Here is a 19,028-nt window from a genome sequence, read left to right as displayed (position 1 = left end):
GATGGACCAACATACCGACCGGACAGGCACGCGAGAGCTGATGGAACTGCCGCTGCCCCGGCCGCGCGAGTGCCCCTTCGGGCCCTCGCCCGACTACGCCCGGCTGCGCATCGAGGCACCCGTGGTCGAGGTCAGGTGCCCCACCGGCATGCGGGCCTGGTTGGTCAGCCGATACGCGGACGTGCGCGAGGTGCTCGGCGACTCGGAGCGCTTCAGCAGCCGTACCGGTCAAGTGCCGCACATGATGGGGCACGCCGACCCGGCACGACCGGTGCGGCCCGGTGAGTTCACGCGCATGGACGGTGCCGAGTACCAGCGCTTCCGCCGCCATATCAGTCCGGAGGTCGGCACCCCCAAGCGGTTGGCTGAACTGCGCCCGCGGATCGAGGCCATCGTTGAGGAGCGGATCGACGCGCTGGCCGCGGCCGGGAGGACCGCCGACTTCTACGGTGACTTCACGGTCCCGGTGACCACCGCGGCGATCAGCGGAGTGGTCGGGGTGCCGTACGCGGACCGCCATCTGTTCCACGATGCGGCGGCGGCGGTGTTCAGCGACGTCTCCTCGGAGCCGGAGATGGCGGCAGCCATGCAGCCGCTCCACGCCTACCTGTACCAACTGGTGCGCGCTCGCCAGGAAAATCCGCAGGACGACGGCGTCAGCCGGATCATCGTGCGCAGCCAGGAGAGCAACGAGCCCTTCTCCGAAATGGAGTTGGTGTCGATGTGCGCGGTGATGTTGGTGGCGGGGTTCGATACCACCGCTACCGCGCTCGCGCACGGCCTGTTCGCGCTGCTGGCGCACCGGGAGCAGTACACCCGGCTGCGTACGGACCCGTCCCTCATTCCGGGGGCAGTGGAGGAGATTGTGCGCTGCTTCGGGGGAGCGGCGGGCATCGCCCGGCAGGTGACGCGGGACACCGAAATCGGTGGCACACCGGTGAGCGAGGGCGACTATGTGGTGGTGGCCATCCAGGCCGCCGACCGGGACCCAGAAGCGTTCGATGAGCCCGATCGGATCGACGTCGGGCGCCGGATGAGCGGCCACCTCGGCTTCGGCTACGGCACGCACCAGTGCTTCGGGCAGCAGACCGCTCGTCTGGAGTTGACGGTGGTGCTGGAAAAGCTCACCCAGCGCATTCCGTCGCTGCGGCTAGCCAGCGCGGTGGAGGACGTGCCGTTCAAGACCCATACGCCCGTGATCGGCCCGGCGGCCGTGCCGGTGACCTGGGATGAGATTGTGCCGAGCGAGAAGGGACAGCGTTGATGAAGGTCCGGGTCGAGGAGGACGCGTGCGTGGCTTCGGGCATGTGCGCGTATCTCGCCCCCGAGGTGTTCGACCAGCGAGATGACGACGGGGTCGTCGTCGTGCTACAGGAGGCGCCGGGCGAAGATCAGCACGAGGCGGTGTGGGACGCGGTCCGTAACTGCCCGGCGCAGGTGCTGTCGCTGGCAGACGCGGACGACCCAGCGGAGGGCTGACCATCACAGGTGGCTGGGCCGCGCCGGTGCGCGGGCCAGCCACCTCTCGCCGCCGGCCGGACCAGCGGCGAGTGCTGACGTGCGCCCGGCGACGGCCTGGCCTGGGGCCCTCGGGTCTCTCGGGTCATCGACGTGGCAGATCGGCCGGTGGAGTCGGCCTGTGGTCGCAAACGGCCAGCTGGGCGGCCACTGTTAGCTGGGCCGCTCGCTGAACTGGTCATCGCCGCTCAAAATGGCCTGGTGAAGATCGCGTAGCGGGCGGCAGGGAGCAAGGCCGAGTTCCTCGCTCAACCGCCCGCAGGCGGCGCGGTAGACCATCAGCGCCTCAGCCTGCCGCTCGGATCGGTACAGCGCCAGCATCAGATGGCGGTAGAACGTCTCTCGTAGCGGGTGGTCGCTGATCAGGGCGTAGAGCTGGCCGACGATGTCCCGGTGGCGGCCGAGGGTGAGGTACTCCTCGATAAGGAGTTCCAGGCACTGTAGTCGGGTCTCTTCCAGCCAGGTGGCGCAGGTGTTGACGATGGGCCCGTCGCGCGCGTCGTCGAATGCGGGTCCGCGCCACAGTGCGAGTGCGGACTCGAAACGTTCCAGGGCCTGTTCATGTCGTCCGAGGCGGACCTGCTGCCGGCCGTCGTCCATGAGCCGCTGAAAGTCCAAGCTGTCGAGCTCATCGGAGCCAAGACGCAGCAGATAGCCCAGCGGGCGGGTGACGATGGACTGGCCGCCACCGGCGTCCCGGAGGAACTTACGCAGTTGGGAGACGTACACATGCAGGGCGGCATGTGCGCGACGGGGCGTCCGGTCCCCCCAGAGCTCGTTGATCAACTGATCGGCGCTGACCACCTGTCCGGCCCGAGCGAGCAGCGTGGCCAGCAGGACTTCGGCCTTGTGCGCGGTGATGTAGGACGTGTCCTCGGGGCCGACGACACGGATGAGTCCCAGTAGTTCGTATCGCATCCGACTCCCCGTATGCCCCTGCGTCACGGTCATCGGGGGCCCGGCAACATGCCCCAGTGGCATAACCGCCGTCGTGACGTACGGTATCGACCCAAGTGATCATCGTGACCATACCGATATCAGAGCATGCGGCGCGGCGGAGCGCACCATGGCGCTCGGTTGTGCCCTTGGCATGTGCGGTGGGTCGAACGTCAGGATACGGGCCGGGAGTTGGGCCCGGACGGCGAAGCTGGTGGGTATGACCGCTCGCGGTCCGGGCCCGGCGGATGTGCTGTCCGCGGAGGCTGGTGGGCAAATTCCCCGGCCCCTTTGCTGTCGCGCCGTCAGGCCTCGTGGACGATCCGGCCGTCGAAGACGGTCATCGCCACGGGCACCGCGGTGATGTCCTCCGGGGGCGTGGTCCGCAGGTTGCCGCCGAGCACGCACAGGTCGGCCACTTTGCCGACGCTCACCGATCCCTTCCACGTTTCGGCGAAGTCCTGCCAGGCACCGGCGCTGGTGTACGAGGTCAGCGCCTGCTCCAAAGTGAGGCGCTGCTCCGGCCCGTGCACCTCGCCGCAGGCACCGCGCCGGGTCATCAGGGCCCGCACGCCCGCGCGCCAGTTCGGGTCGTTGACCGGGGTGTCCGAACTGCCGAGGAAGGGCACACCCGCGTCCACCGCGGAGCGCCACGGGAGGAACCCGTCACCCGCCGGCCCCTGCGCCGTGCCGTGGATCACGTTCGCCCAGCTCTGTGCCTGTGGTCCGAGGCCGATGTGGTGCTGAGCCATCGTGGGCAGGAGGCTCGCGGGGACGAACGCGCCGTGCATCAGGATGTGCCGGGCATCGGCCCGCGGGTGGCGGCGCAGCGCGGCGATGAACGCGTCCACGACGGTGGGCACCCACCGATAGCAGTGCACCCCCAGTTGGTAGCCGGCGGCGTGTGCGACACGGACCATTTCGGTGAGCTCGGCGGCCCGCTCCTCGTTCGTGTCCCCGGCGACCAGCAGATCACCGCCGCTGTCGGAGAACAGCTTGACCCCGCGCACCGCGAACCGCCGGGTATCGACGCCGGCCGGTGGCGTGAAGGCGCGCAATGCCTCCTCGACCGCGGCAGCGGACCCGCCGGACTGAGAGCAGGGCAGGAACAGGGCACTGACCCGCGCGTGGAGGTCTCCGGCCCGCGCCAGGTCCGCATAGGCCTCAAGGGTCTCCATCCCTTGCGTTCCACCGCCGAGTCCGTCACCACCGGGGCCAAGACCCGGGTCGGTGAAGCTGGTGATGCCCTGCGCGTGCAGGCGAGCGACCGCGTCCTGAATGGCCTGCTTGCGCTGTTCCCTGGGCCAGGGCGGGAGCAACAACTGAACTAGTGCCTGTGCTCCGTACCGCAAGATCCCGGTGGGGCGCCCGTTGGGGTCGTAGTCCACTCCGGGCTTCTTGGGGTCGTTCGGCCCGACGTCCACGATGTTGGCGAGTGCGAGCGCACGGGAGTTGACCGCGCTGACGTGATAGCCGCTGTCCTGAAGGAACACCGGGTGGTTCGGCGACACTTGGTCGAGATCGTCCCGGTTCGGCCCCCGCTGCTCGGCCAGTTGGCCTGGGGACCACCCGGCGCCCCGGACCCATTGCCCGGCCGGGGTGCGGCCGGCCTCGGCGGCCACCGCGGCGGTGATGTCGGCGATCGATGTCACGGTGGCTGCACCGAGGTCCAGGGCGTATGGCGGCAGGTTCAGCCGGTACACCGCGGCGTGCAGATGGGTGTCATTGATGCCGGGGAGTAGGCTCCGGCCCCGAAGGTCCACCACCTTGGTACCGGCCCTGGCCAACGCCCGGGCGCCGGCGTCCCCACCGACGTAGACGATCTTGCCCGCTCGGATGGCCACGGCCGATGCCTTCGGCCGCTTGGGGTCCATCGTGATCACATCGCCGTTGTGGAACACCAGGTCGGCCTTGCCCGATGCGGACGCGGCGGCAGCCGGACCCGCACCGGCGAACAGCGAAGCGGTCGCCGCGGCCCCAAGTAGCCGGCCGGCATCCCGGCGAGACAAGGCCGAGGCGGGACGCTGATCAGGTGCAGACATAGGGGAAGTCTCCTGTTCGCGAGGTAAGGGGGCCGGCGGCTGCCGCACGAACGAGGGATCAGCCGACAGCGGCAGACACGTCAAGTACCGGGACAGGTAATTGGGTCAGGTGCGGCCATCGCGGTAGCTGTGTGGTGGACGACTGGCGAGCTCCTCTGGGCGTTTGTCGACGTACGGCGCTGGAACCAGACACAGGATACGGCGAAGATGAGGTTTGCCTCACCTAAGTTGGGTGATGCGTTTGCGGCGTCCGCAGGTGCCAGTGACGGGCCGTCAGTGGCAGTGGCCGCCTCCCGTCCGAGCTCGGGGCGGCGCGCGCAAGCCACCGCTGACGCCGGAGCGGCCCGCTGAGGTCGGGGTTGTGGCGCTTCGTGCTGGCCCGGGGAATGGGCGACTCGTGCCAAACGGCCCCATACGCAGTCGGCTGCCCGCCGAGCTCCACCGAACCGATCCACGGCGTTCATCTCCAATGATCGATCCCATGCCACGCTGCCTCGGGTCGAACGACAGTTCGCCTGGATGGCCGTGGCGGGTGACCCGCGCGGCGGTCGTCCGGCTTCGGGGAGAGGACACCGATCATGCGCCACAGCCGAGTTGCCCGTTGGAAGCTGCTGCCCCTACTGACCGGCGTGGCCCTTGCGGCCCTCGTCGCACCGAGCCCGGCCACCGCCGCCGGCCCCGCGCGCGACGCCGACCAGTTCGCACAGGCCAAGGCGTTCTTCGGTGCGTACGACGACACGTACTACAAGGGCGCGATCGGAAAGACCGGCGAGCCGCTCAAGGCCGCACTGCACCAGATCATCAGCCGCAACACAACAAAGCTCTCCTACAGCCAGGTCTGGGACGCGCTGAAGGCCACCGATCAAGACCCGGCCAAGTCGGCCAACGTCATCCTGCTGTACAGCGGGCGCTCCCAGAGCAAGAACTCCAACGGCGGCGGTGCGAACCAGTGGAACCGCGAGCACGTATGGGCCAAGTCGCACGGTAACTTCGGCACGGCCACCGGCCCCGGTACCGACATCCACCACCTGCGCCCCACCAATGTGTCCGTCAACAGCATTCGGGGCAACAAGGACTTCGACCTGGGCGGCAGCGAACTCGGCGAGGCACCCGGCAATCGCACCGACAAGGACTCCTTCGAGCCCCGCGATCAGGTCAAGGGCGATGTCGCCCGCATGATCCTCTACATGGCCGTGCGTTACGAGGGCGGGGACGGCTTCGCCGACCTAGAGGTCAACGACAAGGTGGGCAACGGCTCCAACCCGTTCCTCGGGCGGCTGTCCGTGCTGAAGAAGTGGAACGCGCAGGACGCGCCGGACGCGTTCGAGAAGAAGCGTAACCAGACCATATTCGACACCTACCAGCACAACCGGAACCCGTTCATCGACCACCCGGAGTGGGTCGGCAAGATCTGGAAGTAAGGGAAGGCCATCGCAGAAGTCCACGGCGGTGTCCGAGGCACCGGCCGGCCGCGGGCGCCCCAGCGCATGGGCTGGGACGCCCGCGCGGTCAGCCGAGTTCGAGGCTGGTGACCGCGTAGGTGCTGTCCGTCCTGGTCTGCGGCGCAGGCCCGGTGTACATGCGTGTGGTCACCGAGTCGGGCTTGAGCCCCCTGGCAGCGGCGAGCGCACCGGCCTGCGCATTCGGCTCGGGCATGTCGAGGTAGACGTTTTCGCCCGGGCCGAGGTGGCTGAGGAGTGCATCGAGCAGTGCCTCGGCGCCCTGCTGGCTGTCGGCGAACAGCGGCCCAAGGCGCTGCCCGTCGCGGGCCGGCCGGATCACCCCGTACCCGGCGATCTGCCCATCCTGTACCCAGGCGTACGACCGGTGGCCTTCGGCGGTCAGCCAGCGGTCCACGAAGGCGCGCCGTTCGGCGGGGAAGCAGTGCCGGTCGTAGTCGGCGATCGCCCCGATGTGCTCGCGGGTGACCGCTACCGCCCCCGTGGCCACCGAGTGTGGGCGCTCGGGCACCCCGGCATAACGGATCGTCTCGTACGCGGAGGTGAACCCCGATCGCTCGTACGTGGCCTGTTGCGCGGGCACCGCGTCCAGGCCGATCAGCCTGCTCCCGGCGTGTGGCATGGCCGCCTGCCAGGTGGCGACGCCCAGGCCCTGCCGCCGAAACTCGGGGTGCACGAGGTAGTAGCCGAGGAAGGCGTACTGATCGGAGTATCCGACGAGGGAGACAGCCGACACCAGCCGACCGTCCAGGCGGCCGACGAAGAACCCGGCGGGATCGGTCGGGTGGAAGCAGGCCACATCGCGCCGCCCCGGGTTCCATCCCTCGGCGGCGGCCCACTCGGCCACCTGATGCCAGTCCTCCAGCGAGGCTCCGCCTACGGTGAGCCCGGCCGCCTCACCGGTCGGCGGCGCCGAGGGAGCCGCCGGGCGCTGGTCGTTGGAATGCCCGGGGGATGCTGCGTCGAGGGGGTCCATTGTGCTGTTCGTCCCTTCCCGTGGTGAGTGGCCGCAAGGCACGGCCGGTGGTCATGCTGCGCTCAGATCAGGTCCATGGCGGCCACCTCGTCGGGGCGGCCATAACTGACCGGTCCCTTGAAGCGGCGGCGGGCGCTGGCGAACCACCACACCGTAGCGATCAGCAACACCGTAGCCAGTGCGATCGGCGCGTAGTTGAACGAGGTCGCCGTGATGGGCGAGGCATGCGGCAGCATGAACAGCACGCTGCTGATCACGATCCACGTCACCGCTACGCGCCCGATCAGCTTGCTGTACCGGCCCAGGTGCCAGGGACCCGGCTCGAAGTCGTCCAGCCGCAGCCGCAAGAAGATGGGCACGGCATAGGAGAGGAAGAGTCCCACGACGTTGACGCTGACGACAGCGGTGAACGCCGTGTGCGACCACCAGCCGGGGATGACGAGCACGAACGAGCAGGCGGCGGCCAACCACACCGCCTTGACGGGGGTGCGGGTACGCGGTGAAACCGAGTGCCACCAGTGCGATCCGGGCATCGCTCCATCGCGCGAAAACGCGAAGATCTGCCGGGTGTTACTGGTCATGTTGGCCAGGCCACAGAACAACATGGCACCGATCACGATGAGCAACAGTAGTTTCGCGGTGCCCACGCCCAACGCGTCGACGAGAACCTGCACCGGCGGTGCCGCCGCGCCCGCCTCCTTGTCGTAGTCACGGATCGCATACACCAGTGCGAGCATGAGGATCAGGCCGGTCACCGCGGAGTAGCCGATGGCCCGCATGATGCCCTTGGGCGCGTTGACCGTTGCGCGTACCGTTTCCTCGGACATGTGAAAACTGCCATCGAATCCGGTGAACGTCCAACTGGTGACGAGCAGTCCAAGCATTCCGCCGTACACCGCGTTGGAGAAACCGGTGTCGTTGACGAAATGGGTGGCGAACGAGGCGGACTGGTGGTGCGACGGCTCCACCGTGAGGACCACGACGATCACGACCAGGCCGATCAGCAGCCACCACACCGAGATTCGGTTCATGAGGGCCACGAGGTGCACGGTGTAGGTGTTGGCCAGGGCCTGGACCAGCAAGATGACGGCGGTGATCAGGACCGTACGCTGCGCCGTCACATCGTAGGAGGGCCACTGCATCGACAAGAATGCCTGGATGAAGGTGGCGGCGGCGTATCCGGTGGCGGCGGTGCCGCCGACTTGCCCGACGAAGTTGAGCCAGCCCGTGTACCAGGACCAGGCCCCGCGGTGGCGCTTGGCGAGCTTTCCGGCGGAGAAATACAGCGCGCCACTCGTGGGATAGGCGGACGCGATCTCCGCCATTGCGGCGCCGACGAACAACACCATGATGGAAACGGCGATCCAGCCGAATACCAGGACGCGCGGGCCGCCGGCGGACATGCCGAATCCGAATGACGAAAAGATGCCCGAGATAATGTTGATGATCGTGAAGGATATCGCGAAGTTATCGAAGGCGCGGAAACGTCGAGTAAGTTTGCGCGGATATCCCATGGCGTGCAATGTCGCATCGTCATCGAGCGGTCCTGGTTCCGCCGCGTGACGTGCTTTCGTACGAGCAAGGGATTCGGGGTCTGACACTACCGCGACCTTTCTGGGGTGAGGGAGAAAGACCTCGCCGCGGGCTGAGCGGTTCACCCCGCGGCGGACGCGCTGGAGTCGCTCAGGGTGAGCCGGGCACGGGTAGACCGCATTGCCGCCGCGCCCGGGTGAGTTGGTCCTCGGGGTCGCCGAACACGCTCCACGGCATGCGGGACGCATAGGGACCCATAGCTGTGAGAACTGCCCTGGTCTCGAACGGGCGCCGCGCCATGAACAGCGCGTGTGCCAGATAGGCCAGGTCGAGCACGGGCGTAAAGCGACAGGATTCCGCGTGCGGGAACCAATACTGGTAGATGCTCAGCGCAGCCGTCCTCCACTGGGGTTCCTCCCAGACGTGGTTCGCCAGCGGAGCGGCCGGTTTGTGCCCCTCCACGAGGGTGACCAAGGGCAGCAACCGCAGCGCGGAAGAGGCGGGCGCCCGCTGCCCGAGGAACGCGGCCACATCCCAAGCGGCGTTGGTCGAACCGCCGTTGCGCGGAAAGAAGAAGGCCAAGAACCGGTGGTGAGCCTCGCGGTGCCACGGATCGAGCCGTAAGACGCGCGCGAACAGGAACCAGGGACCGGGCGGTGCGGTGAGCAGTCCCCGAGGCGCGGGATCGCGCGACTGCTGTAAAGAGGACAGGCCCAGCCGGGCGGCCCATGGCGTGGGGTCAGAAGGCGCCATCTCCGCCGCACGCTCGCAGGCCGTCGTCGCGATGCGGCTCAGCACAGCCGCCCGACGATCATGGCCATCGGCGGCACGCGTGGCCCGTAGCACCGCCACCCTGGCCCACAACAGCGCCGCCTCCTGGCCCGGCTCCTCGGCCAGCCAGCGCTCCGTAAGATCGGAGTCCGCCGCCTCGGAGGCCAGGACCAGGGAGCGGTGTGCGCGCAGACCGAAGTCACCGCGCGCGGCCTGTAACACCTCCCGCGCGCTCCGGTAGCGTCCCGCCCGTACGTCCACACACGCGTTCGCGAGTTCACGGTCGTCTGCCGCCGGATGCCAAACGTACTGCCCCTCGAAAACGCCCGCGGTCATGCTCCCCTGCCGTTCCTGTTGACGACACCGCTCACCCACACCCGCCCCCACTTCTGCCGAATTCAGGCCGGAAATCGTTCCGACCGGACTCGCGGCAGAGACCACACCTTACTCAGCATCACTACGGACCGACACCGGTCACCCAAATCACCTGGTTTCCCGTCAGTTACGGGCCTGACAGGGGGGAAGACAACGTAAGCCAAACCGGCTTAGCTGTCACCCGCTGACGCGAAATGTGTGTTTGGCATATGCGAAACGGCGCGGCTTTGTGTAATGGCAACGGGCATTGCGTGTTCTCTGCGGCCGATCATGGGCCGATGGCCCGCAGCTCTCCGGCGGATCTCCGGCAGATCTCCGGCAGGGCCGAAGACCTTCCCTGGCGCGGGGGCGGGGCCGCGAGGGGCGGCCGAGGAGAACAGGTCGTGAGGCGGGGAGGCCAGTGGGGCTGCGGGGCTGCGGGGGCGGGAGGGGAGTGCCGGGGGTGTTATCCGGCGGGCTTGCGGAGCACCTCGATCAGGCTGGTGAAGCTGTCGTCGGCATGGCCCGCGGCGATGCCCCGGCGGAAGACCTCCAGGACGGCTGCGGGGAGCGTGGCATCAACTCCTGCGTCGGTAGCGGTGTGGACGACATGGTCGATGCTCGCGACCCCCATCGCGAGCCGATCCACATCGCCGGGGTGGTGTCCCTCGGCGATGCGCGGGGCGTAAAAGGCCAGGAAGTCCGGCACTGAGGCGAGAGTGGCGGACAGGTGCGGCAGGACGTCTTCCGCCGTGATGCCGTGGGCGTCGGCCACCGCGAAGGCGTGCAGCGAGCTGAGCATCGCCGTCCAGAACACATCCATTTGTACCTGGTACATCAGCGCGGCCAGGCCCGGATCGGTGCCTCGATAGTCGGTTCCGCTGATCACCTGGAGCGTTTCCGCATGAGCCTCGAAGGCCTCGGCGGGGCCGCTGTAAAAGGTGGAGGACTCCGGTGCGCCAATGCCCGAAGGTGGCGACTGCACCCCTCCGGTGAGATGCACGGCACCATGCCGCTCGGCCCACGCGGCGGCCTCCCTGGCCTTGAGCGGCGTGTCGGACGTGAGGTTGACCAGTACCCGACCGGATAGCGCGCTGGTGACCGGTTCGAGGATGGCGTACATCGCGTCGTAGTCGGTGAGGCTGAGGATCACCAACTCGTTGATGCCCAGTGCTTCTTCGATGGTCGCCGTGCGCGTCGCGCCCCTGGCGACCAGGTCATCGGCCTTGCTCGGGGTGCGGTTCCAGACGGTGACCTGGTGGCCGCGGTCGAGGTAGGCGCCGGCCATGGCCCGCCCCATCGGGCCGAGGCCGACGATGGTGACGGGCTGCTGGTGCTGCTTGCTCAACATGGTGGGGTCCCTCGTGATCGGTGGTCGGTAGGGCTGCGCTCGGTGGGTGCGCAGCGTGACGTGCGGCGACATGCGCTCGGATCATGGGCGTGACGGTGTTCGCGTCACTAGAGCGAGCGCTCTATCTAGTCGCTGACGAGAACCTAACATGCTCTAGAGCGAGCGCTCTATCCGGTAAGCTGCGGGGGTGAAGACCAAGGCGCAGCACGATGAGGACACGGTGGAGCAGGGTCCGCTCGGCACTCGTGAGCGGATCGTCCGGACGGCCTCGCGGCTGATGCAGCGGCAGGGGTACGAGGCGAGCGGGGTCAAGCAGATCTCGCAGGAGGCCGGCGCGACGCTGGGCTCGCTGTACCACTTCTTTCCCGGTGGCAAGCAGCAGCTTGCCGCGGAAGCGATCCGGCACGGGGACCGCGAGTTCGCCGACATCCTGGGGGAGATGCTCGACAGCCGCCCGGACCCGGCCGGCGCGATCGACGACTGCGCTGTGGCGCTAGCCGAGGGTTTGCACGCCTCCGCTTGGCTGGATGGCTGTCCGGTCACCGCCACCGCGCTCGGCGCTGCCGGCCATCTCCCCGACATTCAGCGGGCGGCGGCCGAGGCATTCCAGCGGTGGCGGGAGTTGGTGTACGAGAAGTTGCGCGGCGCGGGTATCGCCGAGGATGAGGCCCGCGAACTGGCGAGCACGGTGATCAGCACCCTGGAAGGCGCGGAGATGGCGGCTCAAGTCGCCCGAAGCGAGGAGCCGTTGCGAGCGGCGGGGCGGCAATTGGCGCGGCTGATCAACTCCTACCGCTGACTACCGCCGGCCCTTGCTGATCGCTGAGTGCCGTGAGCTCTTGCTGACCGCAGTTGGTCAGCGCGTTACGGCCCTCGGCGTGCGCCCTGTGTGCCCTGTGCGCGATGGCGGCGGCCGGTTCACAGCGGCCGTACGAACGTTGGGCCTGCGCAGGCTGCTCAGTCTGCTCGGCAAAGAGACCGCTGCCGCGTCGGCGTGCAAGTCAACGGGCCGCCTCTTATGGGCCTTCGGCGAGGTTCCTGAAGCGGGCAAAGGTTTCGGTGCCCTGGCTGTCCCAGTTGACCGTCACCGTGTCGCCGTCGAGTGTGACGTCGCCGCCGAGGTTCTTGTCCTGCTTCCCGCCGCGCTCGCACAGGAGCGCGAGTCGCCAGGTCTTGCCCGGTGTGCGCTCTTCGCGCTGACCCTTACACTCCAGATCGCCCTTGACCAGGGCGGCACCGGCCCGGCCCTTGCCGTTCACGTTCTGTCCGCTCGCGGCCATGGCGAGCATCCTGCCGTCCTTGTTCGAGCGCCAGACGCCGTCGATTCCCGTGCCTGTGGGGACGAGATCGCTGGGCCCTGTGGCGCTCGGGCTCTCCGTGACGGTCTCGCTGGGCAGCGCGTCATCCGGCGTGCCTGGCGGCTCCACCGTGGGCTGCGGCGTCGCGCTTACGTCCTCGCTGTGCTGGGCCACCGGCTTCTTGTCGCCGTCATCGTCATCGCGAGTGGCGACGTACACGCCACCGGATATCACCAGTAGCGCCGCGACGACCGATCCGGCGATCAACGCCGTCTTGCGCGATCCCCGCCCGTTATGAGGCGGCCCGGGCGGTGCCGGGTAGCCGCCACCTCCATAAGGTTGCTGCTGCTGACCGTACGGCCCTGGCTGTTGCCCGTACGGGTCTGCCGGGTATGGCTGCTGCCCGTAGGGGCCGGTCTGCTGCTGGTGTCCGTAAGGCGATGCGGGGTTGCCCTGCGTGGGTTGCCCGTAGGCCGATTGCCCGTAGGCGGGCTGGCCGTACGGTGCTGGCTGGCCGGCCTGCGGGTCCTGGCCGTAGGGAGCAGCGCCTTGCCCTGGTTGCTGGGGAAAGCCGTAGCCGGGCTGCGCCGGTGGGGCAGCCGATGGGTGAACGGGTGGCTGCTGCTGCGGGCTTGGCGGCGGAGGCGACGGTGGGGGCTGGCGGGGATCGTGTGGGGGAGGAGGCGGAGCGCCGAAGCCGCCCTGCGGTGGCTCGTTGGGAGGCTGAGTCATCGGCGTGCTCCTCTGTGTGCGGACCGAGTAAGCGTACAACCGTTTGGCTGGCCACCTCGTGCGATCTTGCGGTGCCGAAGGCACCACCCGCAGTGTGCGGAGGGCTTCGGGTCACGAGCGCCCGTCCGGTCGCACATCCTCACTTCAGCCCTCCTGCCGGTTGAGCAAGAACAGCGCCACGCAGGTCAGCACGGCCAACACTGCTCCCGCCGCGAGCAGCACCGACATGCTGAACGCACCGGAAAGCAGCGATAGCACATACGGCGTGCACATCCCGATGTACGCCATCGCCCAGAACCGCGCCGTCAGTCGGGCCAACCGGTCCGGTGGGGCCATGGCCGCGACCTCCGTGAGCCCATAGGTGAGGGCGAGCCCATAGCCGGCGCCGAGAACCGCGGCGGCCACCAGCGCGAGCGCGGGCTGCCCCATGGCGGCGGCCGGCACGGCCAGGCCGAAGCCCATCGCCGTGACCAGCAAACCGACGATGGCCGTGGCCAGCCGCCGGCGGGCGGCCAGTTGGCGGGCCAGCGGTTGCACGAGGAGCCCGGCGCCTGGGACGACGGCCGTGGTGATGCCCGCGTAGACGGTCTGCCAGCCCGACAGGCCGTTGTCCACCAGGTCGGGGAGCGTGGCGAAGCCGACGCTGGGGCCAATGAACACCCAGGGGGCGAGCAGTGCGATCGACCGCAGGAAGCGGTGCTGATGCTCGATCGGCGAGGCGGTAGAGGCGGCGGAGGCGGTAGAGGCCGTGGTGAGGGTGGAGGTGGTGGAGGTGGTGGAGGTGGACAGTGCAGGAGAGACGGACAGTGCAGGAGAGACGGACAAGACAGGAGAGGCAGGCGGGACAGGAGAAGCAGGGGTCGTCGGGGGCTTCGGGGGCGTCGGGACCCATGCGGTGGGTGTCGATGCGGTGGGTGCGAGGGCGATATCCGGGGTGGGCGTCACCGTTGGCGCCGAGGTGACGTGCGGGGCTGGGGCGGCGACCGAGGGTGGCGCGGCGGACAAGGCCTTGTCGCCTGGGCCGTCCCCCGGCTGGCGCCGACGTGACTCCGGCACCCTCAACGCAGCCACCCCCGCCGCGGTCGCCAAAACGAGATGGGGCAGATACGCGGTCAGCATCGGATGGGGTGCCCACTCGGCGATCATGGAGGCGATCAGGCCGCCCGAGGCGAAGCCCGCCGAAACGAAGAGCCCCGAGCGCTTGGCCGCCGTGCCCGGCGCCAGGTGTGAGGTGAACGGCGGGGACGACAACTCCTTGACCCAGGCGCTGCCCGCCGCAAGCAACGCCCCCGCGCTGATGCCGGTGATGAAACGGCCGGGCAGCAGCAACCAGTTCGCGGAACTGCCGGCCATCAGCAGGAGAGAGGAGACGAGGTTGAGGACGAGCGCGGTGAGCGCCACCGGGCGGCGTCCGGTGCGGTCGGCCAGCGGCCCGCCGGCCAGCAGCCCCGGCACCAGCCCGATGACGTACACCGCAAACAGACCCGTCACGGTGGACTCGGCCAGCCCCAACTCCGAGCGGTAGGCGCCGAGCAACGCGGTGAACTGGTTGGCGCTCCAGCCGAAGGCCATCATCAGCCAGGCCGCGCGCAGTCCGTAGCCAGGTGATGCCAGCGGCTGGGTGGTGGGGGGCGGCTGCCGCAGCCCTCGCGCCTTGTGGTTCGTCGTGGTGCTCATGCCGCTCAGTTGTACGAGCGTGCAACCGTCCAGCGCCGCCCGCCTTCACGAATCGTGAAGGCGGGTCGAGGCGCTGCCCGCGACCTCTCTATGGTGGTGGGCATGGACCTTCGCTTGCTGTCGTCGTTTCTGGCGGTCGTTGAGGAAGGACATTTCGGACGGGCCGCTGCGCGGCTCTTCCTCTCACCGCCCGCCGTCACCCAGCATGTGCGTCGCTTGGAGAGCGAGGTCGGCGCCCGGCTGCTGCATCGCAACCCGGTCTCGCTGACCCCTGCCGGCGCCCGACTGGTCGGGCACGCCCGTGGGTTGCTCGCCGCCGCGAACGCCGCCATGGACGACATGGCCGACCTGGTCCAGGACCGGGAGAGCGACACCGTACGGCCGCTGCGCGTGGGAATCATGGGCCATGGCTCGGCGGAGCTGACGCCCGCCGCGATCAATGCCTACCGGCGGGCCAGGCCCGAAGTCCCCGTCGAACTGCGGCAACTGGACTTCACCGAACACGTGACGGCGTTGCTCCAGGACAGCGTGGACGTGGCGTTCGTACGCCCCACGCCCGATGACGAGCGGGTCCTCGCCGATGTGCTGACCACCGAACAGCGCATCGTGGTGGTGCCCGAGACGTCACCGCTCGCGGACGCCCGGGAGCTCGGCGCGTACCTTCAGGACATAGCGGATCTGCCATTTTTCCGCTTGCCGTCGCACACCCCGCGCCCCTTCACCGAGTATCTGTACTTCCACGACGAGGCGCAGCGGCGCAGCGCGCACTACGCCCTCACCCCGCAGGAGGTGCTGACCGGAGTGGTCACCGGGTGCGCGGCGGGCTCGGGTCTGAAGTCCTTCGCGCGGTATTACGGCTGGCCGGGCGCGGTGTACGTGCCGGTGCTCGACGCACCGTGGGAAAGCAGCTACCTCGCCATACGCGCCGATGACAGCAACCCGGAGGTCCGTATCTTTCGCGCGCTGACCATCGCCCTGGCCCAGGAACTGGGGCCGCTGGTCGCCCGCTGAGCGACCCGGCGATGCTCGTGACAGTGCTTCCGATACCCCCGATGCCTCCGATACTCCCGATGCCTCTGGTACCTCCGATACGTGCCCCTGCCGATACGGGCCGCCCTGCTCCGCGCGAAGCGCCTGGTCCGGGCGTGTCACGCCGGGCACCGGGCGGGTCGGCGCCGCCCCCGCCGCGGGAGCCCGCACTGGCGCTGAGCCGATCTCACCGGCGAGGCTCAGCGCAGGCCGGGCTCCGCGCAGCCTGCGGCGCGCTGCGGTGGGACCGGCCCTGGGCAGTGGACGCCGTAGCCGGCCCGTACCAGCGGGCGCGGGGCCCGCTGCCGGGCGCGCGCCTGGGCGACGGCGAGCCGCAGCACCCGGACATCGGCCAGCCGTCCGCTGCCGTCCGGCAACGAGATCCACATGGCGCGGTGCCCGGTCGGCGGATGCCGTGGATGCGGCATGACCAGCCAGTCGTCATGGCTGAGCACCGTGACGGCCGGGTCGCCCCAGCGGTCGGCGCTGCGGGGGGCCACCGGGATGTAGACAAGTTGACTGTCCAGGTCGCACAGCAGCGGTGTGCCCTCCAGGTCGGCGCGCTGCTCGAAGCTCAGTTCCGCGGAGGCCGCGGCGGCCAGTGTGCAGGGCAGGGCGACGGCGTCCCAGCCGCAGCCCGCGGGGACCAGCGCGGTGTTCCGCGGCGGGCGCTGCCATTCGGCAGCCAGTCGTTCGGGGCGTGGATGCGAGGCGCTGATCCACTGCTCGGCGGCGTCGGCCCGTTCGGGAGTCAGCGCTGGCCGGCGGGGATGCCCGTCCTGCGAGAACCAGTGCGCCAACCGCTCGCGGGCGGGGTAGCGGGCCATGTGTCCTCCGGGAGCCTTCCCGGGTACGGGTGGTCGCTGCCGCGGCGGGAAGGCGCGTGAGTGGGTGAGCCCGTCTGGAACGACGAGCGCGGGGCCTGGTTTCTTCGTACGTCTCCGTCTCGTGGTCTCCAAGCCACCACCCACTATGGTGAGGGAAAAAGTCAGAATGCAAGTCCAGTTTGCAAATTGCAGTTCAGCGAGGAGGGACGGATTGGCCGCCGGCGATCCCCCAGAGGTGCTCCGGCAGATCCTGGGAGCCCAGCTCAAGGAGCTCCGCGAGAGCGCGGGCAGGACGTATCACGAGGCGGCCAAGGCGGTGGGAGTCAGCGAGGCCACGATCCGTCGCATGGAAGCAGGCCAGGCCACGCGCTATCTACGCGCCTCACTGATGGCGCTGCTCGACTGCTACGGCGTGACCGCGCAGGAGAAGGCCGAGGCCGTGCAGCGGCTCGCGGACGAGGCGAGTCAGCCGAGTTGGTGGCACCCGTACCGAGATGTAGCCCCTGAGTGGTTGCGTACTCGTATCGGCCTTGACGAGGCGGCCCAACTCATCCGCGGCTACGCCCCGCAGCACGTGCCCGATCTGCTCCAAACCGAGGAGTACGCCCGCGCCCTGCTGCACGCCGACGACCCCCTCACCACGCCGGACGTCCAACGCACCGAGCGGCGGGTGGAACTGCGCATGCGGCGCCAGGCTCTGCTCGGCCGCGAGGAACCGCCGCGGCTGTGGATGGTGCTTGACGAGACCGTGCTGCGGTGGCCGGTCGGCGGTCCGAAGGTCATGCGCGATCAGATCGAGCGACTACTGGAACTGTCCGAGCTGCCGCACATCACTCTTCAGGTCATGCCGTACGAGTTCGGCCCGCACGTGGCAGCCGGGGCCAGCGCCTTCACCGTCTTCCGGGTCCGGGCCCGCGAGCTGCCCGACATCGTGTCCAGCGAGAACGGGCTGACCTCGCCCACCATCGACACCAAACGTGAGCACGTCGCCCGCTATCAGGCCGCCTTGGACCACGTCTGCGCGCAGGCGCTCCAGGCGCCCGCATCGCGCGACCGGCTGGGGGAGCTTCACGCACACTGGAGCGACGCCCCCCACGGCACAGGAGGATGACGGTGCAGTACGACCCGCCGCAGACCACCGCACAGGACGACCCGTCCCCACCCGCCTCGCCCGCCTCACCGGCCGCGTCGGCCACGCCAGCGGTCTTCGCCATATCCACCAACCCGGTGCCGCCGCAGGCCCCCACCGCCCCTGAGCCACCCAATCTGAGCATGACGACCGGGACGGCGCACTCGGCGCGGATGTACGACTACTTCCTCGGCGGCAAGGACAACTATCCAGCCGACTGGGAGGCGTCCGAGCGGGTCCTTGAGGTGCTGCCAACGGCACGCACCATCGCGCGTACCAACCGGGCGTTCTTGCACCGGGCCGTGGAGTACCTCACCCGGACGGCGGGTGTCACCCAGTTTCTCGATATCGGCACCGGCATTCCCACCGAGCCCAATTTGCACCAGGTCGCTCAGGGAGCCGCCCCAGCGGCTCGGGTCGTCTACGCCGACAACGACCCCATCGTGCGCAGCCACGCCCAGGCCCTGCTGCGCAGCACCCCGCAGGGCCGCACCAGCTATCTCCAGGCCGATCTGCGGGACCCCGCGGGCATCATCGGCTCACGCGAGGTACGCGAAACGCTCGACTTGACCAGGCCGGTCGCCCTGACGCTCAGCTCCGTGCTGCACTTCCTGCCCGAAGGGCACGACCCGTACGCCATTGCGAGCGAACTGCTGAGGCCGCTGCCGGCTGGCTCGTATCTGGCGCTGTCCTACGCCACGACCGACTTCGCCCCCCAGGAGATGGCCCGCGCGGCGGAGGTCTACCGTCAATCCGGTGTCTCCTTGCGGCAGGGCACCAAGGCCGATGCCGTCCGCTTCTTCGACGGACTCGACCTGGTGGACCCCGGAGTGACCCCGATCCACCGCTGGCGCCCAGACCCCGGCGCGGGCACCGGTCTCCGAGACGCAGACGTCTCGATGTACGGCGGGGTGGCCCGTAAGCGCATGGCTACGGCCGCTCCAGGGCGCTGACGTACACCCAATGCCCGTCCTCGCGTACGAAACGGCTCAGCTCGTGCTGGCTGTGGGCCTGGCCGCGCAGCGTGAAGTGGGCTCGGAACTCCACGGTGCCATCGCGGTGAAAGGACGATCCGCCGGTGGTGCCGAGGACCTCCAGCCCGGTCCAGTGCTGGGCCGGCTCGAAGCTGATGTCGCTGGGGCGGGTCGTGGAGTGCCAACTACGCAGTAGATAGGCGGCGTCGCGGACGACGAATGCGCTGTAGCGCGCACGCATGAGCCGCTGCGCGGTGGTGGCCGTGGTGCGCCCGTCATGCAGGCTGCCGCAGCAGTCGCGATAGGTGGCGTCGAGCCCACAGGGGCAGGGCGCGGCGGGGTTTGCCGCAGGCCCGGTGGCCGTTTCGGTCGCTGGTTGGCGGCGAGCGCTCTTTTTGGACATCTGTTTGGACATCCGCCC

At 69.1% G+C, this 19,028-nt stretch carries 17 protein-coding genes; 7 read left to right on the top strand and 10 right to left on the bottom strand.

Annotated elements, in window-relative coordinates; all coding sequences use genetic code 11:
- Nucleotide 1 precedes the first annotated feature (1 nt).
- Both FHS42_RS19640 and FHS42_RS19635 read left to right on the top strand, forming a co-directional pair.
- Nucleotides 2–1,264 carry a cytochrome P450 gene (locus FHS42_RS19640; RefSeq protein ID WP_184573682.1) on the top strand — a complete coding sequence of 421 codons (1,263 nt, stop codon included), beginning with the start codon at nucleotides 2–4 and terminating at the stop codon, nucleotides 1,262–1,264.
- Nucleotides 1,264–1,479 carry a ferredoxin gene (locus FHS42_RS19635; protein WP_184573680.1) on the top strand — a complete coding sequence of 72 codons (216 nt, stop codon included), beginning with the start codon at nucleotides 1,264–1,266 and terminating at the stop codon, nucleotides 1,477–1,479. The genes FHS42_RS19640 and FHS42_RS19635 overlap by 1 nt, the downstream gene beginning before the upstream one ends.
- 192 nt (nucleotides 1,480–1,671) lie before the next feature.
- Here FHS42_RS19635 and FHS42_RS19630 read toward each other — a convergent pair whose 3' ends face one another.
- Both FHS42_RS19630 and FHS42_RS19625 read right to left on the bottom strand, forming a co-directional pair.
- The gene (locus FHS42_RS19630) at nucleotides 1,672–2,436 is read right to left on the bottom strand and encodes an AfsR/SARP family transcriptional regulator (protein WP_184573678.1); all 765 of its coding nucleotides are present in this window, start codon (nucleotides 2,434–2,436) and stop codon (nucleotides 1,672–1,674) included.
- A 323-nt stretch (nucleotides 2,437–2,759) separates the two neighbouring features.
- Nucleotides 2,760–4,496 (bottom strand): amidohydrolase, encoded by a 1,737-nt coding sequence (locus FHS42_RS19625; RefSeq protein ID WP_184573676.1) that lies wholly within the window; start codon nucleotides 4,494–4,496, stop codon nucleotides 2,760–2,762.
- 578 nt (nucleotides 4,497–5,074) lie between these two features.
- Here FHS42_RS19625 and FHS42_RS19620 point away from each other — a divergent pair.
- Nucleotides 5,075–5,917 carry an endonuclease I family protein gene (locus FHS42_RS19620; protein ID WP_184573674.1) on the top strand — a complete coding sequence of 281 codons (843 nt, stop codon included), beginning with the start codon at nucleotides 5,075–5,077 and terminating at the stop codon, nucleotides 5,915–5,917.
- An 88-nt stretch (nucleotides 5,918–6,005) separates the two neighbouring features.
- Here FHS42_RS19620 and FHS42_RS19615 read toward each other — a convergent pair whose 3' ends face one another.
- The 4 genes from FHS42_RS19615 to FHS42_RS19600 form a co-directional block, all read right to left on the bottom strand.
- Nucleotides 6,006–6,932 (bottom strand): GNAT family N-acetyltransferase, encoded by a 927-nt coding sequence (locus FHS42_RS19615; RefSeq protein ID WP_184573672.1) that lies wholly within the window; start codon nucleotides 6,930–6,932, stop codon nucleotides 6,006–6,008.
- A 62-nt stretch (nucleotides 6,933–6,994) separates the two neighbouring features.
- Nucleotides 6,995–8,446: an amino acid permease gene (locus tag FHS42_RS19610; protein WP_184573670.1), complete on the bottom strand. Its 1,452-nt coding sequence runs from the start codon at nucleotides 8,444–8,446 to the stop codon at nucleotides 6,995–6,997.
- Nucleotides 8,447–8,615: 169 nt separating this feature from the next.
- A complete protein-coding gene (locus FHS42_RS19605) occupies nucleotides 8,616–9,572 on the bottom strand; it encodes a hypothetical protein (protein ID WP_184573668.1) in 957 nt (318 codons plus the stop codon).
- A 484-nt stretch (nucleotides 9,573–10,056) separates the two neighbouring features.
- Nucleotides 10,057–10,941 carry an NAD(P)-dependent oxidoreductase gene (locus FHS42_RS19600; protein ID WP_184574009.1) on the bottom strand — a complete coding sequence of 295 codons (885 nt, stop codon included), beginning with the start codon at nucleotides 10,939–10,941 and terminating at the stop codon, nucleotides 10,057–10,059.
- Nucleotides 10,942–11,128: 187 nt separating this feature from the next.
- Here FHS42_RS19600 and FHS42_RS19595 point away from each other — a divergent pair, with 187 nt between their 5' ends.
- Nucleotides 11,129–11,740: a TetR/AcrR family transcriptional regulator gene (locus tag FHS42_RS19595; protein ID WP_312866953.1), complete on the top strand. Its 612-nt coding sequence runs from the start codon at nucleotides 11,129–11,131 to the stop codon at nucleotides 11,738–11,740.
- 217 nt (nucleotides 11,741–11,957) lie between these two features.
- Here the strand turns inward: FHS42_RS19595 and FHS42_RS38680 are convergent, their stop codons facing one another.
- A complete protein-coding gene (locus FHS42_RS38680; protein WP_184573666.1) occupies nucleotides 11,958–12,971 on the bottom strand; it encodes a hypothetical protein in 1,014 nt (337 codons plus the stop codon).
- A 144-nt stretch (nucleotides 12,972–13,115) separates the two neighbouring features.
- Entirely contained in the window at nucleotides 13,116–14,648 is a 1,533-nt protein-coding gene (locus tag FHS42_RS19585; protein ID WP_246494998.1) for an MFS transporter, read from the bottom strand.
- 102 nt (nucleotides 14,649–14,750) lie between these two features.
- Between FHS42_RS19585 and FHS42_RS19580 the strand changes: the two genes are divergently transcribed.
- Nucleotides 14,751–15,659, top strand: coding sequence for a LysR family transcriptional regulator (locus FHS42_RS19580; protein WP_184573664.1), 909 nt, complete (start codon nucleotides 14,751–14,753; stop codon nucleotides 15,657–15,659).
- Between the two features lie 218 nt (nucleotides 15,660–15,877).
- Here FHS42_RS19580 and FHS42_RS19575 read toward each other — a convergent pair whose 3' ends face one another.
- Nucleotides 15,878–16,504, bottom strand: coding sequence for a hypothetical protein (locus FHS42_RS19575; protein WP_184573662.1), 627 nt, complete (start codon nucleotides 16,502–16,504; stop codon nucleotides 15,878–15,880).
- A gap of 211 nt (nucleotides 16,505–16,715) precedes the next feature.
- Here FHS42_RS19575 and FHS42_RS19570 point away from each other — a divergent pair, with 211 nt between their 5' ends.
- Both FHS42_RS19570 and FHS42_RS19565 read left to right on the top strand, forming a co-directional pair.
- Entirely contained in the window at nucleotides 16,716–17,615 is a 900-nt protein-coding gene (locus tag FHS42_RS19570; protein WP_246494997.1) for a helix-turn-helix domain-containing protein, read from the top strand.
- A gap of 2 nt (nucleotides 17,616–17,617) precedes the next feature.
- Entirely contained in the window at nucleotides 17,618–18,586 is a 969-nt protein-coding gene (locus FHS42_RS19565) for an SAM-dependent methyltransferase (RefSeq protein ID WP_312866952.1), read from the top strand.
- Here the strand turns inward: FHS42_RS19565 and FHS42_RS19560 are convergent.
- Nucleotides 18,564–19,022, bottom strand: a complete 459-nt coding sequence (locus tag FHS42_RS19560; protein ID WP_376772636.1) for a YchJ family protein — start codon at nucleotides 19,020–19,022, stop codon at nucleotides 18,564–18,566. The two genes, FHS42_RS19565 and FHS42_RS19560, sit on opposite strands and share 23 nt — an antisense overlap.
- Between the last annotated feature and the right edge of the window lie 6 nt (nucleotides 19,023–19,028).

This window comes from Streptomyces zagrosensis, from assembly GCF_014203645.1.
In the GTDB taxonomy this organism is placed as follows: domain Bacteria; phylum Actinomycetota; class Actinomycetes; order Streptomycetales; family Streptomycetaceae; genus Streptomyces; species Streptomyces zagrosensis.
The sequence above is the reverse complement of the archived record's forward strand: the minus strand, read 5'-3'. Positions and strand labels throughout refer to the sequence as shown.